Source organism: Cellulomonas sp. Root485 (assembly GCF_001426705.1).
Lineage (GTDB): Bacteria > Actinomycetota > Actinomycetes > Actinomycetales > Cellulomonadaceae > Cellulomonas.
The window spans coordinates 439836-458415 of the sequence record NZ_LMFC01000003.1 but is presented as its reverse complement, the minus strand read 5'-3'; the positions used below and the strand labels follow the sequence as shown (position 1 = coordinate 458415).

The window sequence follows — 18580 nt, the reverse complement described above, 5'->3', positions numbered from 1 at the left end:
CGGGGCTGCCCGCTCGTGGGCGCGTGTGACACCGCTTGTCACGGCATCCGTGTGACGACGGTCAATACTATCTTGACTCTGCGCTGCGGACGGGGCACCCTGTGTACGACGTCGCAGGGCCGGGATCTCCAGGAGGGTGGGGATCCCGGCCCTGCGCGCACGTCCGGCTGTCGCGCCGGGAGCGGTCCTCGTCGAGGCTCCGGACTCACCCGGACGAGGGACCTGGTTCAGCCCAACGGCCCCCTCCTACTAGCATGCGCGCCTGAGGTGCTCCGTCGCGCCGCCGCCCAGCTAGGAGCACCGTGCGTACCCGTACCGTGACCGCCCTGCTCGTCGCCGCATCGCTGACTGCGGCCGGGACCGTCCTGGGGGCGCCCGCGAGCGCCTCCGACGGCTCGTTCTCGCGGATGCAGGACGTCGCGCCCGAGGAGACCGCACCCACGGCGCTGCCGGACGAGCAGGCGGACCACGTCCTCGTGGAGTTCGCCCCGACAATGACCGAACGCCAGCAGCGGACGGCCGTCGACGAGGTGCAGGGGACGCTCGAGGGCGAGGTGCCGGGGACCGGTCTCGTCGAGGTCGCGCTGGGAGCCGGCGACCCGGCGCAGGTCGCTGACCGGCTGGAGGACGTTCCCGGCGTCGTGTCCGCACAGGTCGACCACGTCCGCCGGGCGAGCGTCCGGCCGGACGACGAGCTCATCGAGTCCGCCCTGTGGGCGCTCGCCCCCGTCCGGCTTCCCCGCGCGTGGGACGAGAGCATCGGCGACGGGGTCGTCGTCGCGGTGCTCGGCACGGGCGTGGAGGCGAGCCACGACGACCTCGACGGCGGGGTCCTGCCCGGCATCGACCTGGTCGACGACGACGCCGACCCCGCGGACCCGACCGGGACGGGGACGTTCCTGGCGGGCGTCGTGGCCGGGACCGCGGACAACGGTGTCGGGGGGGCGGGTGTCGCGCCCGGCGCCATCATCCTGCCGGTGCGCGTGGTCGACCGGTCCGGGACGAGCACCGACTCGGACGTCGCCGCGGGCATCGCGTGGGCGGTCGGCCACGGCGCGGACGTCATCACGCTGCCGATGAACGGGCCGCAGCCCAGCCCGGTGCTGCTGTCGGCGGTCCAGCAGGCTGTCGGCGCCGGGACGCTCGTGGTGGCGTCCGCCGGCGACGGCGGTCTCGACGTGCCGATGTACCCCGCGGCCTACGCGCCGCAGGTCGCCGGCCTGCTCTCCGTCACGGCGACCGACGAGACCGGCCGGCTCGCGCTGTTCGGCCCCCGGGGCGACACGATCTCGCTCGCCGCACCCGGGAAGGGCATCTACGGTCCGTGGCTCGACGACACGTACACCGCGGTCGACGCTCCGATGGCCGCGGCGGCCGTGGTGAGCGGCGTCGCGGCGCTGGTGCTGGAGCGCGGTGACCTGGACCCCGCGACACTCGAGCGACGCCTGGAGACGACGGCCAACGACGCCGGTCACCGGGGCGTGGACCCGTTCTACGGCTTCGGCGTCGTGGACGCGGCCGCCGCGGTGACGGCCGGCGACGACGATCCGGCGGCGGTCGCGGTGCCGCTCGGTCCGATCCCGTCGGACGGCGCTACCGACGACACGAGGGCGACGGCGCGGACCCTCCCCGCCGAGGGCGTGCAGGCGACGCTGTCCCCCGACGCCGACGTCGACTGGTTCCGCTTCGACGCGCCCGCGCGTGGGTGGTACCGGGTGACCGCGGCCGTCGGCCATCGCTACTGGAACTCTGAGCCGCTCGATCCGGTGGTCGAGGTCCGGGACGCGGCCGGAGACGTGCTCGCGCGAGCCGCACAAGCGGGATGGTGGGGGGACGAGACCGTCGTGGTCGCCGCCGCAGCCCCCGGCCCGCTCTTCGTCCGGGTCTCCGACGCGCGGGACGTCGCGACGCGCAACCCCTACCGGCTGACGGTCAGCGCGACCACGGTCTCCCGGTTCGAGATGATGCCTCCGATCTCCCAGAGCTCCGCGGTGAACGCGATCGAGGTCGGTGACGTCACCGGTGACGGGGTGCCGGACGTCGTCTCCGACTCGTGGGTGTGGCCCGGCACGGGATTCGGTGACGTGGCGACGCCGGTCAGCCTGCGCCCGGCGGGCATGTCGGGCTTCGGCCCCGGCTTCGACCTGGCCGACCTGGACGGGGACGGCGACACCGACGTCGTCGTCGCGAACGGGGACTCGCACCGGATCCTGCGGCAGCAGGCCGGCTCGCTGGTCGCCGGTGCGACGATGCCCTCCACGCCCCAGCACGCCGGTGACGTGACGGCCGCCGACCTCGACGGGGACGACGACGTGGACCTCGTGCTGCAGGACACCTCAGGTGCCGGGTCGGCCACGATCTGGCGCAACAACGGTGCCGGTGTCTTCACCGCCGTCCCGACGACGATCGGTGCACCCGGTCCGCTCGAGGTCGGGGACGTGACCGGAGACGGCCGCCCTGACCTGGTCACCGGCCGCACGATGCTCGCCCAGAAGGCCGACGGCACGTTCGGCGCAGCAGTGCCTCTGCCGCCGTCCTCCTCGACCAACCTGCCCGACGTCGCGCTCGGCGACGTCACGGGTGACGGTCGGCTCGACGTCGTGCGCAGCGACGGGTCCGGTGTCCGGGTGGACCCGCAGCTGCCGGGTGGAGGTGTCGGCACGGGGAGCCGGTACGAGACCGGCGGTGCCAGCGGGTCGGTCGCCGTAGGAGACATGGACCGCGACGGGCGGCTGGACGTCCTCGTCGCGGACTCGGACGCGTCGCGCGTGTGGATCCTGCCGCAGCGCGCGGACGGCACCCTCGGCCCCGGCGAGGCTGTCGCCGGACCGTGGTCCAACGGGATCTGGGACTCGCTGCAGGTGGCCGACCTGGACGGCGACGGCTGGTCCGACGCTGCGATGGGCTGGATCTACGGGGTCACGACGCTGAAGCAGAACCGGCTCGACCGGGACGCCCCGGTCACGACGGGGTGGGTCAAGGACGTCGTCCCGCACCAGGACGCGTCCGGCGTGGCTGTGCGACCCACGGTCCAGGTCACGTTCGAGAAGCCGCTGGACGCCGGCTCGGTGACGGTCGCGACCGTGCGGCTGCTGGACGGTGCCACGGCGGAGCCGGTGACTGCTGTCCGCAGCTATGACGCGGCCACGCGCACGATCACGCTGAAGCCGTCCGCCGACCTCTCGCCCGGACGGCACTACCAGCTGGTCGTGTCGGGGGTACGTGACGCCGACGGTCACCCGTCCACCGAGCACGTCCGGTCGTGGTTCACGGTGGCCGCGGGCGGCGCACGCTTCACACCCGTCGACCCCGTGCGGGTCCTCGACAGCAGGACCGGCTGGGGGCTGCAGGAGCCGCACAGGATCGCGTCGGGCCAGCCGGTCGTGCTCGACCTGCGCTCCTACCTCGAGCTCGGTGCGACCGCCGTCGTCCTCAACGTCACGGCCGCCGCACCATCGACCTTCGGCAACATCCGGGTCTTTCCGCACGATGCGGGTGGGGAACCTCCTCGCGTCTCCAACATCAACGTGGCACCGGGCATCGACCAGCCCAACCTGGTGACGGTCAAGCTCGGCGACTCCGGATTCGTGACCCTGCTCCCCGAAGCCACCTCGACCGACCTCATCGCCGACGTCTCGGGGTACTACTCGCCCGCGGGTGCCGCGGCGTACGAGCCGGTCGCGCCGGCGCGGCTGCTCGACACCCGCAGCGGCGTGGGTGCCCCGAAGGGGTCGCTGGTCGGCGGGTCGGCGGTGGACCTGCGCGTGAGCGGGATCGGGGCGGTTCCCGCCGACGCGGTGGCGGTCGTCCTCAACGTGACGGCGACGCAGGTGGCGCAGGCGACGCACGTCCGGGTGTTCCCCACCCCGGCGGACTCCGAGGACCAGACTCCTCCCGACATCTCGAACCTCAACCTCACGCCCGGTCGTGACCAGCCCAACCTGGTGACCGTCCGGGTGGGCGACGCCGGGCGGGTGCGGCTCTACCTGCACCAGGGCCGCGCCGACCTGATCGCCGACATCGCCGGCTACTACTCCGCCACGGGCGACCACGGGTTCGTCCCGGTGGCGCCGACGCGCATCGCCGACACGCGTTCCGGGCAGGGCATCGCGACGACGCTGCGGCGGGGCACCGTCGCGAACCTGAAGGTCGCGGGGGTCGGTCCGGTCCCGGCGGGTGCGGCCGCGGTCGTGCTCAACGTGACCGGGGTCCAGCCGCGCGGCATCACGCACGTCCGGGCGTTCCCCGCGACCACGGCGGCGCCCCCGGACATCTCGACGATCAACCTGGTCCCGGGCAGGGACGAGGCGAACCTCGCGCTCGTGCCGATCGGTCTCGGCGGTGCCGTCTCGTTCTACCCGGCGACGGCGGACGTCGACGTCGTCGTGGACGTGGGGGGCTACTTCACCCGCTGACGGTCCGCCGGTGCGGGAAGCGCCGCTGACGTCGAGCCGGGGTGAAGAACGAGGCCGGTTGCCCGCGTTCACTGTTGACCCGTTCGGGCGATGACTGCTGGTCACGGGGACCGTTACCGTGACCCCCGTCTGTCGGCTGCAGGATCCAGGGGCCGGCTCTGAACCGGGAGCTCACGTGCTGCTGCACCGCCGACTTGCCCTGCGGTGCGCCGCACCCCTCACCCTCGCGCTGGTCGTGGCGCTGAGTGCTCCCGCGCAGGCAACCCCTCGGGTGCCCGCCGCCCCGGCACCGGCACCGCCCGAGGTGCACACCACCCCGTTCAGCGCGGACGAGGAGCGGCCGGCCCGGCCCGCGCCGCCGTTCCCGGAGCTCACCGTGCCGAGCACGTCCGACGCCCCGGAGCACGCGCCGGACCACGTCCTGGTCCGGTTCACGAAGGCGTCCACGCCGAGCCAGCAGCGCTCGTCCCTGTCCGCGCTCGGCACCGAGGTCGAGGGCACCGTCGACGGCACCGGCTGGGTGCAGGTCGACGTGGGCGACCAGGACGCCGTGGCGGTCGTCGCCGAGCTCGAGGACGACCCGCAGGTCGCCGACGTCCAGCTCGACCACGTGCGGCACGCCTTCAGCGTCCCGAACGACCCCTGGGTCACGTCGGTGCCCTACTTCGACCTGGTCCGCCTGCCCCGCGCCTGGGACGCCAGCACCGGCGCCGGCACGGTCGTCGCGGTGCTCGACACCGGCGTGTACGGCGGGCACAACGATCTCTCCGGATCCGTCCTGCCCGGCACGGACCTGGTTGCGGGGGACTCGGTCCCCGAGGACGCCAACGGGCACGGCACGCTCGTCTCCGGCGTGGTCGCGGCGCACGCGAACAACGCCGAGGGCGCGGCCGGTGCGGCGTACGGCGCGAAGATCCTGCCGGTCAAGGTGCTCGGCGACGACGGGTCGGGCACCGACTCGACGGTCGCCGCCGGCATCGCGTATGCCGTCTCGCAGAACGTCGACGTCATCAACCTCTCGCTCGGTGGGTCGGACCCGGCACCGGTGCTGCTGACCGCCATCCAGAACGCCGTCGCGGCGGGCGTGGTCGTCGTCGCCGCGGCCGGCAACGAGGGCACGTCGGCCCCGATCTACCCCGCCGCGTACGCGCCCCAGGTCGACGGGCTGCTCGCCGTCTCCGCGACCGACGACTACGGCTCGCTGAAGAACTTCAGCAGCTGGGGCGACTGGGTCAGCCTCGCGGCCCCCGGCGACGCGATCATCGGACCGTCGACGACCGGCCCCGGCGCCTACACGTGGGCCAGCGGCACGTCCCTGGCCGCACCGCTCGTCAGCGGCACGGCTGCCCTCGTGCTCGCGCACGCGACGAGCCTGACGCCGTCCGCGGTGGAGCAGCGCCTCGTCTCCACGGCGGTGGACGCCGGGCCGCGCGGCATGGACCCCTACTACGGTCGCGGCGTGCTCGATGCGGCGGCAGCCGTCACGGCAGCCGACGCGTCCCCGGCGGCCCCGGCCGTGCCGTTCGACCGCGCCCCTGCGGACGCCGGCGGCTCCGACGACACCCGGGCGACCGCGCGGTCGCTGCCCTGCTGCACCGGGCTCCGGGGCACCCTCAGGCCTGAGGGCGACGCGGACTGGTACCAGTTCAACGCCTCGCCCGCCGGCTGGTACACCGTGCACGTCGAGGTCATCCCGAAGGGCTTCCTCGGAGAGTTCCTCACTCCGCTCGTCGAGGTCCGCAACGAGGCCGGGGACATCCTGGCCACGGGGAGCACGCAGGGTGACTTCTTCACCGTCGCGTACGTCCCCATGCCGGTCGCCGGAAAGTTCTACGTCAAGATCTCCAGCTCCGACGGTGCGCCACTGCCCGACGAGTACCTGGTCTCCGCGGGGCGCACGCTGATGAACTCGTTCACGCGGGCGGACACCGTGCAGCCCGGCGAGGACGGTCCGATCGCCGTGGGTGATGTCAGCGGGGACGGGCGCAGCGACGTGGTGAGCGCACCGACGGGCGGGACTGCGCTCCGCGTCTACGCCGGGCAGGCGAACGGGACCGTCGCGGTCCCGACCTCCGTCGCGCTCCCCAGCGGCACCCTCACCGGTCTGGGCGTCGCCTCCGTCGACGTCAACGGCGACACACGCCTCGACGTCGTCGCCGGGACCACGACGGGCTTCCGCGTGTTCACACAGCCGGCCGGCGGCGGGCTCGTCGCCGGGACCGCCATCGCTGTCGCGAGCCCCCAGAAGGTCCTCCCCGCCGACCTCGACGGGGACGGCGACCAGGACCTCGTGCTCACGGGCGACGGCGGCGCGCAGATCGCGAAGAACGACGGTGCCGGGGCGTTCACGCTCTCGGGGGGCATCGCGTCGTCGACCGTGATCGGGGTCGGCGACATCACGCGGGACGGCCGTCCGGATGTCGTCGACCCCGGCCAGTACTTCGCGCAGAACGTCGACGGCTCCTTCGCCGCCGCGGTCGCCCTGCCCGCCATGAACGGGGGCAACCCTCGTACGATCGCGGTCGCCGACGTCACGGGTGACGGGTTCGCCGACGTGGTCCGCCCGAGCGAGACCAACAGCGGGTTCGTCCAGGTGGACTCGTTGCTGGCGGACCAGACCTTCGTGACGCCGCGCACGTACCCGGCTCACGAGATCCCCGACGTGATCACGACCGGAGACGTCAACAGCGACGGCCGGACGGACGTGATCGTCGCGAACAGCGGATGGGTCACCCTCTCCGTCCTGCCGCAGAAGGCCGACGGGACGTTGGGTGCGCTGATCGCGATGAGCACGCGCTCCTACGTGTCGTGGTACCAGGCCGACGGCCTGAAGGTGACCGATGTGGACGCTGACGGGCACAACGACCTGGTCCTGTCGAACGGCGGCATCTCGGTGTTCCGGCAGAACGTGCTCGACCAGGCGCCGGTGGGTCGCGGGTGGCTCAAGGGCATGTCGCCGGCTCCGCACAGCGCCGGGGTGGCGCTGCGTCCGACGGTGACGTTCACCCTCGAGCGGGCGTTGAAGGCCGGCGTGGTCACGGCGCAGACCGTGAAGCTGATCGACGGGGCGACGGGGCAGCCGGTGGCGGCGACGCCGACGTACACCTCGGCGACGAAGACGATCAGTCTGACCCCGAACGCGAACCTGTCCGCGGGTGGGNGACGGGGCGACGGGGCAGCCGGTGGCGGCGACGCCGACGTACACCTCGGCGACGAAGACGATCAGTCTGACCCCGAACGCGAACCTGTCCGCGGGTGGGCACTACGAGGTGATCGTGTCGGGTCTGGTGGACGCGGCGGACGCGGTGCAGGACGAGCCGATCCGCACGTTCTTCACGGTCGCGGCGAACGGGTCGAGGTTCACCCCGATCGATCCGGTGCGCATCTTCGACAGCCGGGACTACGGCTGGCCGATCGAGTCCGGTGAGCAGCTGATCCTGGACCTGTCCGGTCTGGCGCAGGCGGGTGGCACGGCGGTGGTGCTGAACGTGACCGCCACCGGGGTGGCCCAGCCGGGCAACGTGCGGGNACGATCGATCCGGTGCGCATCTTCGACAGCCGGGACTACGGCTGGCCGATCGAGTCCGGTGAGCAGCTGATCCTGGACCTGTCCGGTCTGGCGCAGGCGGGTGGCACGGCGGTGGTGCTGAACGTGACCGCCACCGGGGTGGCCCAGCCGGGCAACGTGCGGGTCTATCCGACGCCGGCGGACGGGGTGCCGCCGGTGGTGTCCAACCTGAACGTGATGCCGGGGGTGGACCAGCCGAACCTGGTCACCGTGGCGTTGGGCCAGGACGGCACGATCAGCCTGCTGCCGGAGGCGACCTCGACGCACCTGATCGTGGACGTCTCGGGGNAACCTGAACGTGATGCCGGGGGTGGACCAGCCGAACCTGGTCACCGTGGCGTTGGGCCAGGACGGCACGATCAGCCTGCTGCCGGAGGCGACCTCGACGCACCTGATCGTGGACGTCTCGGGGTACTACGCCGACGGGGGTGCGGCCGCGTTCGAGCCGTTGGCGCCGGTGCGGGTGATGGACCTGCGGGACGGCACCGGTGGTGTCCCGGCCGGTCGGCTGACCAAGGGTGAGCATGTGGACCTGCAGGTCACCGGCCGCAACGGGGTCCCGGCGGACGCGGTGGCGGTGGTGCTGAACGTGACGGGCACCCAGACCGATGCCCCGACCCATGTGCGGGTCTACCCGACCCCGGGCGGCGCGGAGGACCAGGGTGGTCCGGACGTGTCGAACCTGAACCTACGGGCCGGGCGGGACCAGCCGAACCTGGTGACCGTGAAGGTCGGGGACGGGGGCCGGGTCCGGTTCGACGCCCCCGTGGCGGCGACGTACCTGCTGGCCGACCTGGCCGGGTACTACACCGCGACCGGGGACANGTGAAGGTCGGGGACGGGGGCCGGGTCCGGTTCGACGCCCCCGTGGCGGCGACGTACCTGCTGGCCGACCTGGCCGGGTACTACACCGCGACCGGGGACAACGGGTTCGTCGCGCTGACCCCGGCCCGGATCGCCGACACCCGCTACGCCCAGGGGTTCACCGGGATCCTGCGCGCCGGGCAGCCGCAGGTCCTGCAGGTCACCGGGGTGGCCGGGGTGCCCGCGGACGCGACCGCGGCGGTGCTGAACGTGACGGGCTCCCAGCCGCGCAACGTGACCCACATCCGGGTGTTCCCGACCACGGTCCCGGCGACCCTGCCCGACGTGTCCAGCCTGAACCTGGTCCCCGGCCGCGACNTCCCAGCCGCGCAACGTGACCCACATCCGGGTGTTCCCGACCACGGTCCCGGCGACCCTGCCCGACGTGTCCAGCCTGAACCTGGTCCCCGGCCGCGACGAGGCCAACCTGTCCATCACCCGCATCGGTGCCGGCGGGAAGATGTCGTTCTACACCCACACCGCCGACACCCACCTCATCGTCGACGTCTCCGGCTACTTCCGGAAGTGAGTCCGGTCGCGTAGGCGACGGACACCGCCGCCGACCAGTCCGAGCTTCGGCCTGGTCGNCCTGTCCATCACCCGCATCGGTGCCGGCGGGAAGATGTCGTTCTACACCCACACCGCCGACACCCACCTCATCGTCGACGTCTCCGGCTACTTCCGGAAGTGAGTCCGGTCGCGTAGGCGACGGACACCGCCGCCGACCAGTCCGAGCTTCGGCCTGGTCGGCGGCGGACCTCGTCGCGCCCTCGTCCGGTCGGGCTGCTCCAGGCCGAGGAGCGTTCCGCGCGACACGTCGCCCGTGCGCTCCGGGCCGTTCTGGACGACACGTGTCAACGACAGGGCGGACACGTGTCACTCTTCCGGGTTCGCCCGGACGATTGTCGGATACGTCCACATCTTCCGTTGCGCCCGAACTGTCCCTACCGTGGTTCCGGGCCGCACCGCCGCGACCCGCTCGCCCGCCCTGGAGGGTCCCCTGCGATGCCCGACACCACGATCGACCCCGCCACGTCCCACCAGTCACCCCGGCCCGTCCTCCCGCCGCTGAGCCGGCGGTCGTTCCTCGTCCTGACGGGAGCGGCGGCCGCGGTCGCTGCGAGCGCGACGAGCGCCACCGCCCGCAGCCTGCCCGCCGGCCCGATCGCCACGCACGGCCACCCGCACGGCAGCGCCGCCGCCGCGGGCCGGGCCGCCGTCGCGTTCCTGCAGGCCGCCACCGATGCGTACCCGACCCTGAACACCGGGCCTCGGCTGCCGCAGAGCTACGCCGACGAGCTCGGGCTGTTCAGCACCGCGTTCGTCTACGACAGCGCGCTGGCCGTCATCGCGCTGCTCGCCGACGGGCGCCGCAGCTCGGAGCAGACGGCGCGGGCGATCGGCGACGGCCTCGTCTACGCCCAGGAGCACGACCCCGGCTACTCCGACGGGCGCCTCCGGCAGGGCTACAACGTCGGCCCGTACACGTTCTACGACGGCAACCCGCAGCCGTACGGGTTCGTCCTGCCCGACGGGTCCGCCAACATCGGCTGGCAGTTCGGGTTCCTCGGCACCGCGGTCGGCGACATGGCGTGGCCGGGCATCGCGCTCGCCCAGCTGTTCGCCCGCACGCGCGACCGCCGCTACCTCGACGCCGCGGTCCGGATCGGCACCTGGATCACGACCAACACCTGGTCCACGCAGCCACTCGGCGGCTTCTCGTTCGGGGTCAACGGCTCGAACGTGCCCGTGCCGAACGGCTCGACCGAGCACAACATCGACTGCGTCGCGTTCTTCACGATCCTGCGCGAGCTCACGCGCGACAGGGCGTGGTCGAAGGCCGCCGACCACGCCCGCGCGTTCGTCGACCTCATGTGGGACCCGGCCCAGGGAGCGTTCTGGACGGGCACCAACGACGGCGTCGAGATCAACCGCTTCCCGGTTCCGCTCGACACGGCCACCTGGAGCTGGCTCGCGCTGCGCGAGAAGAAGTACGCGGGCGCGCTCGACTGGGCAGGGTCGGCCCTCGCGGTCACGGACGACGCGAGCGCCGCGACGTCCCAGCTGCCCGACGGCGAACGGCTCTCCGGCGTCACGTTCAGCACCGCGAGCCTCACCTCGACCGCGCAGTACAACGGCATCACCGTGCACCCGCAGGGCGTCTGGCTCGAGGGCACCAACCAGCTCGCGACCGCCCTGGCCGACCGGAACCGCCGCGGGGACAGGTCCGCGTCCGACGCGCTGCTCGCGCAGGCCCGGCATGCGCAGGACGTGCTCGGCGTCGGTCAGCACCTGGGGGGCGTGGAGGTCGACGGCGGGATCGTCGCGGCCTCGAGCCTGCTGGACACCGGGTTCGGGTTCGGCTACTTCCAGGTCCAGCACGTCGGCGCGACGTCCTGGTTCGTGTTCGGCGAGACCCGCACGAACCCGTACCGCCTCCGCGGGCGGAGCTGAGCCGGCGCAGGGCCGGTCACTGCGGGAGACCGGCCCTGCGGCACGTCGCGCGACTCCAGCGGCGCCCAGCCACCACGGCGAACGAGCCGCCGGGACCGCCGACGTGCGCGGAGAACGGCGGCCGTGCGGTGCGTGCGGCAGGATCGAGGTCGTGCCCGAGGCGATCCGTGAGCTGGCCATGTTCCCGCTGGGCTCGGTCCTGTTCCCCGGCATGCCGCTGCCGCTGCGCGTCTTCGAGCCTCGCTACCTCGCGCTGCTGTCCGCCGTCCTCGACCAGCCCGCCCGCGAGTTCGGGGTGGTGCTGATCGAGCGCGGGTCCGAGGTGGGTGGCGGTGACACGCGGTTCGCCGTCGGCACGGTGGCAAGCATCGTGACCATCGAGGTCGGTGAGCAGTCGATCATCCTTCTCGCGCGCGGTGCGGGGCGTTTCGAGGTGATCGACTGGCTCGACGAGGAGCCGTTCCCCCGGGCCCGCGTGCGGGAGCTGGCGCCACTCCTGCTCGGACCGGGCGACGCGGAGGCTCTCACGGACGCCGAGCGCGTGGTGCGGACCACCCTGGCCCGGCGCAGCGAGTTCACCGAGCTGCGCTGGCCGGCCGACGTCGCGCTGTCGGAGGAGCCGACCGAGCGGCTGTGGCAGCTGGCCGGCATCGCACCGATCGGCTCCCTTGACCAGCAAGCGCTGCTGGCTTCGTCCACTGCGGCGGAGCTCATCACCTGCCTGGTGTCCGAGACGCAGGCGGCGGGCGAGAGCATCGCAGCGGGCTGGTCCGATGACGAGCCGGACGACGAGACCCTGGGGCCCTGACGAGCTGCGCGCGAGGTGCTGGCGCCAACCCTGGCGCCCGTCGATATCAGGTGTCCGTGGTGGCCGGGCTCGCGGAGCTGGCGGGCTGTCCGAGGCCCGCCGACGCTCCTGGCGCCGTTCGTCGTCGCACGGATTCCTCCGCGGCGAAGTAGTGCCGCTCAGCGGGGTCGCCGGTGCAGAGATCGAGGACGGCGGCGCGCATCTCGCGGTCGCGGCCGGTCAGCCGCTCGGTCTGCTGGCGGCGGTACTCGCCCCACGACGGGACCACGAACGACTCGAGCAGCACGTCCTGGTCCTCGCCGCTGCGGTACAGGCCCCATCGGGTCGCACCTGTACGGCGCCGCGAACCCTCGACCTGTCGCATCGCCGAGCGGAACGAGGCGAGCGAGGCGGTGTCCACCGCGTACGTGATCTCGACGAGCACCGGTCCGTCGTCGGGGTCAGGCTCGAAGACGAGGTTCGGGGTGGCCCACGTCGTCACGATGCTGCGGTCCACGGTGCCTGTGCCCGGCAGCAGGGGGAGCACACGGACGCTCGCGGCGACCAGCACCAGCAGCACACCGGCGGTGAGCAGCGCGACCGAGGTGCCGAGCTTCTCCGCTGCAAGGCCCCAGCCGAACGACCCGGCCGCCATCGTGCCCATGAAGACGAGGATGTAGATCGAGGCGCCGCGCGACCGCACCCACTGCGGCAGGGTGAGCTGCAGGGCCGCGTTCAGGACGGTGAGGGTGCCGATCCAGGCGATGCCCGCGACCACCAACAGCACGAGCGCCCCGGGAAGCGGCAGCACGGCTGCGGCGACCATGCCCACGGCGAACAGCACCGCGCTCGCCGCGAGGACGGCGTTGTCGGACAGGCGCCTCCGGACGACGGGAAGCACGACGACGCCGAGCACCGCGCCGACGCCGAGCGCGCCGAGCAGGAGCCCGTACCCGCTCGAGCTGAGCTTCAGCCGCGTGGCGGTGACCGGGAGCAGCGCCCACAGAGCGCTCGCCGGGAGGGCGAACAGGGCCGAGCGGAGCAGGATCCGGCGCACCAGCCGGGCCGAGGCGACGTAGCGCACGCCGGCCCGGAGCGCCGGCACGAACAGCTCCCGGTTGTCGAGTCCCGTCTGCGGCGGGCGGCGCCACCACAACAGAGCGACGACTGCGCCGACGAAGCTCAACGCGTTGATGGCGAAGACCACCGGGACCCCGGCCACGCTGAGCAGGACGCCGGCCAGGGCCGGGCCGACGGCGCGGGCGCCGTTCACCGTGACGCCTCCGAGGGCCGAGGACGCGCCGATCATCGACCGCGGCACGAGCTCGGGCTGGATGGCCTGCCACGCCGGCGAGGTCAGCGTCGAGGTGATCCCCAGCAGGAAGGTGAACCCGAGGATGGTCCACGGCGTGAGGTGGTTCAGCGCGGCGATCACGGTGAGCACACCGGCGATCAGCGCGCTGACTGCTGAACCGACGATGAGGAGACGGCGTCGGTCGAGGGAGTCGGCCAGCACGCCGGCGGGCAGCGAGAAGAGCACCGCCGGTGCAAGGCTCGCGGTCTGCACGAGAGCGATGACGGTAGGCCCAGCCGACGCCTCGACGAGGAACCACTGCGCACCCACGGTCTGCATCCAGGTGCCGATGTTGCTGCCCAGCTGGGCGAACCACAGCACCCGGAACGCGGTGATCGCCATCGGCGCCCACGCCGAGACCTTGGGGGCGGGCGAGCCGGGCTGGGTCGACATATGACGTCCTCAGTGCCTGGAGCGGACGGAGAAGCAGACCATAGCGGCGGTGGACCCCGCCGACCATGGTTCGTCCGGCGGTGTCCACCCGACCATGGAGAACGTCACGTCTCGAAGCGGCGCTGCAGCTCTGCGTACGACGCCGCACCCTCGAGGAACCCGAGCGTGCCGGTGTCCAGCAGCTCGCGCCCGGCGCGCTCCACCAGGCTGAGCGCGGCGCGCGCCACGCTGCCGCCCAGGCTGACCCGCCGCACGCCGAGCGAGAAGAGCGTCGGCGCATCGGTCGTGCTCGCCAGACCAGCGACCACGTTGAGCGGAGCAGGGATGGCCGCGGCCAGCCGCTGGATCGTGTCCGTCTCGACGACGCCCGGCACGAAGACGCAGTCGGCCCCGGCGTCGACGTAGCGCACGGCACGCTCGACGGTCTCCGCGAACGGATCGCCCGGGGCGCCGACCATGTACGTGTCCGTGCGCGCATTGAGCACGAAGGTGCCGCGAGGAGCGGCTGCCCGTGCAGCCTCGATCCGCCGGACCGCGTCGTCGACGTCGAACAGCACACCGGCTGCGACGTCCTCGAGATTGCCGCCGACCGCCCCGAGCTCCACGGCTCGCCTCACGGTGCGGCCGACCTCCTCCGGGGTGTCCCCGTAGCCGGCCTCCAGGTCGGCGGTCACCGGCACGTCGACGGCGGCGACGATGCGACCGACGTGCGCGAGCATGGTGTCGCGGTCGATCCCGGCGCCGTCCGGGACCCCGCACGACCAGGCGATGCCGGCGCTGGTCGTGGCGATCGCGGGGAAGCCGACCTGCTCGAACACCCGTGCCGACCCGGCGTCCCACGCGTTCGGGAGCACGAAGCCGGGACCGGCGTGCAGGGCGAGCAGGGTGGCGACCTTCTCGGTCGTGGAGGCGGCGCGCATCGATTCATCGTGTCGACCGGGGCCGTTCGCGACAACCCGTGCCCGGTGGATGCCGTGGAGAGTGCTGGAGCGGGTGACGAGAATCGAACTCGCGCTATCAGCTTGGGAAGCTGAAGTTCTGCCACTGAACTACACCCGCGTGGACCGACGGATCGGTCCGGAGAGAGAGCATACCCGGACCGATCCGAACGGCGAACTCAGGTCCGCACAGTCAGGGTGAACGCCCCGCAGCGCTCCTCCCCCGGCTCGAGGACGAAGACGCCCGTGCCCGGCACCCCGGCGTCGTGCAGCGCGAAACCGTCGTTCACGTTGGTCACGGGCTCGACCGCGAAGTACGGGCGCTTGCGGGGCGCGTACAGGACGAGGTGGGCGTACACCGGGTCGACGTGCAGGTCCACGTTCACGCCGAGGTCCTGGTAGCTGATCCGCACGGGTGCGCCGGGCTCCCACGCGGTGAGCACGTCGTCGATGAAGGACGAGGTCAGCGGACGCGCCACCCGGAAGTCGGCGCGCTGCGGGACCGTGCCTGCCGGACCCGACGGGAGGGCGTTGACCAGCGCGTAGCCCTTCTGCGCGGGGACCTCGAGCACCGGCTGGCCCGGGGTCGGCGGGGCGGACGTGCCGAGCGGCGACAGCGTGCGCTGCAGGTACGGGTGGTGCCCGAAGCCGGCGGGGAACGACTCGAGGTCGATGTTGCGCACGGACGTGCCGACCGTGAGCTTGTTGTCGCTGAGCGCGTAGGTGATCTGCGCGCGGAACCGCCAGGGAAAGTTCACGCCGACGAGCCCGGTGGTGTCGAGCTCGAGGACGACGCGGGTCTCGGTCTGGTCCGTGACCGTCCAGGCGGAGTGCCGGGCGGCGCCGTGGATCGCGGTGCCGTCCGCGCCGTTGCGCTGCAGCTGCCAGCTGCGGCCACGGAACGGCAGCAGCCCGTCCCGGATCCGGTTGGACCACGGGACCATCGGGAAGCTCGAGCACTTCTCCGCCTCGCCCATCGCCGTCGGGCGGGTGGGGCGCAGCAGGTCGCGCCAGACCCCGTCGGACGTGCGGATGCGGCCGCCCGCGAGGGCGCCGCCCGTCGCGGGCAGCACGTCGAGCTCCCACTTCTGGTTGCGGAGCGTGACCATGCGCGTGTCGACGTCGAGCGACGACGTAAGCGCTTCGACTTCCTGGAGTGCCGTCATCGGTGCATCCCGTCAGGCCCCCGGCGGGGTCAGACGGTGACCTCGACGCGGACGACCGAGCCCTCGGCGGCGTACGGGACGAGGTTGCCCTCGACCGGGGTGCCGTCGACGGTGAGGCGCCCGCGGGCGCCCTCGGTGCCGGAGTTGGTCACGTGGATCTCGTAGGTGGCGCCGCGGGCGACGCGCGTGACGGTGAACGACGGGACGTCCGGACCGATCTGCGGGTCGACGACGAGGCCGTCGTAGTCGGGGCGGACGCCGAGCAGGTACTGGGACACCGCGACGAAGTTCCAGGCGGCGGTGCCGGTCAGCCACGAGTTCTTGGCCTCGCCGGCGCGCGACGCCTCCTTGCCCGCGATCATCTGCGCGTAGACGTACGGCTCGAGCTTGTGGACGTCGGAGATGTCCTCGCGGTACGCCGGCGTGATCCGCTTGTAGTAGTCGAACGCCTTGGCGCCACGACCGACCACGGTCTCGCCGATGATCACCCAGGGGTTGTTGTGGCAGAAGATGCCACCGTTCTCCTTGTACCCGGGCGGGTACGTGGAGACCTCCCCGAGCTCGATCTGGTACGTGGTGTACGCGGGGTACTGGAGCACCAGGCCGTGCGGGGTGCCGAGCATCTCGCCGACGGAGTCCAGCGCCTTGATGGCGGGGGAGTCGGCGGAGGTGCCGTCGACCCCGATGCCGGCCATGACCGCGAAGCCCTGCGGCTCGATCCAGATCTTGCCCTCGGGCTTGGCGTCCGTGCCGATCGGGTTGCCGTAGTAGTCGTACGCGCGCAGGAACCACTCGCCGTCCCAGCCGTGCTCGAGCACCGCGGCGCGGACCTCGTCGACGACCTTGCGGGCCTGCGAGGCGACCTCGGTCAGCCCGCGGCGCGACGCCAGCTCGGCGAACTCGGCGCCGTAGAGGACGAACTGCGCGGCGATGAACACCGACTCGGCGTGCCCGCCGGCCTGGTTCTCGGTGGTCTGGAACGACTCGCCAGGGGTGGTGGAGAAGCAGTTGAGGTTCAGGCAGTCGTTCCAGTCGGCGCGGCCGATCAGCGGCAGGCCGTGCGGGCCACGGTTGTCCACCGTGAACTGGAACGAGCGGACCAGGTGCTCGAACAGCGGGACCTCGGAGCCGGGCTCGTTGTCGAACGGCACGGGCTGGTCGAGGATCGCGGCGTCGCCGGTCTCCTTGATGTACGCGGCCACGCCGGCGATGAGCCACAGCGGGTCGTCGTTGAAGCCCGAGCCGATGTCGTTGTTCCCCCGCTTCGTCAGCGGCTGGTACTGGTGGTACGCCGAGCCGTCCTCGAACTGCGTGGACGCGATGTCGATGATGCGCTCGCGGGCACGCTCGGGGATGAGGTGCACGAAGCCCAGCAGGTCCTGGTTGGAGTCGCGGAAGCCCATCCCGCGCCCGATCCCGGTCTCGAAGAACGACGCCGAGCGCGACATGTTGAACGTGACCATGCACTGGTACTGGTTCCAGATGTTGACCATCCGGTCGAGCTTCTCGTCGTCGGACTTCACCGAGTACGTGGACAGCAGGCCCGTCCAGTGCGCGCGGAGCTGCTCGAACGCGGCGTCCGTCTGCTCCGTCGTCGCGAAGCGGCCCAGCAGCGCGTGCGCGCGCTCCTTGTTGATGACCTGGTGGGCGTCGTCGGCCCACTTCTCCTCGTCCGGGTTCTCGATGTAGCCGAGCACGTACGTCAGCGCGCGGGACTCGCCCGGTGCCAGCGTGAGCTCGACGGAGTGCGACCCGATCGGGTACCAGCCGGACGCCACCGAACCGGTGGACTTCCCGCTGCGGGGGACCGTCGCCTCGCCGAGACCGTTGTAGGCACCGACGAACGTGTCGCGGTCGGTGTCGAAGCCGTCGGCGCGCGTGTTCACGCCGTAGACGGCGTAGTGGTCGCGGCGCTCGCGGTACTCGGTCTTGTGGAACACGGCCGACCCGTACGGGCCGTCCTGCTCGACCTCGACCTCGCCGATCGACAGGTTGCGCTGGTAGTTGGTCTGGTCGTCCTGCGCGTTCCACAGGCAGAACTCGACGAACGAGAAGAGCGTGATCGTCTTCTCGGCGTCGGAGGTGTTGGTGACCGTGACCTTCTGGATCTCGGCGGTCTCGCCGATGGGCACGAAGAAGAGCGTCTCGACGGAGATCCCGCGGCGCTCACCCGTGATGCGCGTGTAGCCGAGGCCGTGCCGCGTCTCGAAGTGGTCCAGGTCCGCCTTGACCGGCAGCCACGACGGTGTCCACACGTCGCCGCCGTCGTTCACGTAGAAGTACCGGCCGCCGGCGTCCGCGGGGATGTTGTTGTACCGGTAACGCGTGAGGCGCCGCATCTTGGCGTCGCGGTAGAACGAGTAGCCACCGGACTGGTGCGAGATGAGCGAGAAGAACTGCTCGGAGCCCAGGTAGTTGATCCACGGATAGGGCGTGTGAGGCGTCTCGATGACGTACTCGCGTGCCTCGTCGTCAAACTGGCCGTACCGCATGGACTTGCCCCTCGAGTGCTCGGCAGTGGCGCCCGCGGCTCGTCGGCCCCCGCTGCAGTGCGGGGCGCGTCGTCGCCGGCGCTGTTCGGTGTGCGAGAGCGCTCCCACGCAACTCCCGGACGAGAGCATAGCCGCCAGCGTCGGATCGC

General features: G+C 72.2%; 8 protein-coding genes, 1 tRNA gene and 1 pseudogene. 5 read left to right on the top strand and 5 right to left on the bottom strand.

Annotated features, from left to right (window positions below; all coding sequences use genetic code 11):
• The first annotated feature begins 302 nt into the window (after window positions 1–302).
• The 5 genes and pseudogenes from ASD16_RS15905 (at window position 303) to ASD16_RS15875 (ending at window position 12109) form a co-directional block, all read left to right on the top strand.
• Window positions 303–4415, top strand: a complete 4113-nt coding sequence (locus ASD16_RS15905) for an FG-GAP-like repeat-containing protein (protein WP_157453970.1) — start codon at window positions 303–305, stop codon at window positions 4413–4415.
• Between the two features lie 118 nt (window positions 4416–4533).
• Window positions 4534–7575 (top strand): annotated as a pseudogene (locus ASD16_RS22465) (S8 family serine peptidase); the annotation flags it as partial.
• 1591 nt (window positions 7576–9166) lie between these two features.
• Window positions 9167–9376: hypothetical protein (locus ASD16_RS15885; RefSeq protein ID WP_235523352.1), on the top strand; the 210-nt coding region annotated here is incomplete at its 5' end.
• A 476-nt stretch (window positions 9377–9852) separates the two neighbouring features.
• The gene (locus ASD16_RS15880; protein ID WP_235523351.1) at window positions 9853–11301 is read left to right on the top strand and encodes a Tat pathway signal sequence domain protein; all 1449 of its coding nucleotides are present in this window, start codon (window positions 9853–9855) and stop codon (window positions 11299–11301) included.
• Between the two features lie 151 nt (window positions 11302–11452).
• Complete coding sequence (locus ASD16_RS15875) at window positions 11453–12109, top strand: LON peptidase substrate-binding domain-containing protein (RefSeq protein ID WP_055919563.1); 657 nt, start codon at window positions 11453–11455, stop codon at window positions 12107–12109.
• Window positions 12110–12155: 46 nt separating this feature from the next.
• Here the strand turns inward: ASD16_RS15875 and ASD16_RS15870 are convergent, their stop codons facing one another.
• From ASD16_RS15870 to ASD16_RS15850, 5 genes are all read right to left on the bottom strand, one after another.
• On the bottom strand, window positions 12156–13835 hold the full coding sequence (locus tag ASD16_RS15870) for an MFS transporter (protein WP_082570911.1): 1680 nt from the start codon (window positions 13833–13835) through the stop codon (window positions 12156–12158).
• Window positions 13836–13939: 104 nt separating this feature from the next.
• Complete coding sequence (locus ASD16_RS15865; protein WP_055919560.1) at window positions 13940–14755, bottom strand: isocitrate lyase/phosphoenolpyruvate mutase family protein; 816 nt, start codon at window positions 14753–14755, stop codon at window positions 13940–13942.
• 65 nt (window positions 14756–14820) lie between these two features.
• Window positions 14821–14894, bottom strand: a tRNA-Gly gene (locus tag ASD16_RS15860).
• A 58-nt stretch (window positions 14895–14952) separates the two neighbouring features.
• Window positions 14953–15939 carry an aldose epimerase gene (locus ASD16_RS15855; protein WP_055919557.1) on the bottom strand — a complete coding sequence of 329 codons (987 nt, stop codon included), beginning with the start codon at window positions 15937–15939 and terminating at the stop codon, window positions 14953–14955.
• A gap of 29 nt (window positions 15940–15968) precedes the next feature.
• Window positions 15969–18431: a GH36-type glycosyl hydrolase domain-containing protein gene (locus ASD16_RS15850; protein WP_055919553.1), complete on the bottom strand. Its 2463-nt coding sequence runs from the start codon at window positions 18429–18431 to the stop codon at window positions 15969–15971.
• Window positions 18432–18580: the final 149 nt, after the last annotated feature.

What these genes read in the sequence shown, in the direction of transcription:
- ASD16_RS15865 (WP_055919560.1), bottom strand. Translation starts at nt 14,755, where the DNA reads ATGCGCGCCGCCTCCACGACCGAGAAGGTCGCCACCCTGCTCGCCCTG.
- ASD16_RS15880 (WP_235523351.1), top strand. Translation starts at nt 9,853, where the DNA reads ATGCCCGACACCACGATCGACCCCGCCACGTCCCACCAGTCACCCCGG.
- ASD16_RS15855 (WP_055919557.1), bottom strand. Translation starts at nt 15,939, where the DNA reads ATGACGGCACTCCAGGAAGTCGAAGCGCTTACGTCGTCGCTCGACGTC.
- ASD16_RS15850 (WP_055919553.1), bottom strand. Translation starts at nt 18,431, where the DNA reads ATGCGGTACGGCCAGTTTGACGACGAGGCACGCGAGTACGTCATCGAG.
- ASD16_RS15870 (WP_082570911.1), bottom strand. Translation starts at nt 13,835, where the DNA reads ATGTCGACCCAGCCCGGCTCGCCCGCCCCCAAGGTCTCGGCGTGGGCG.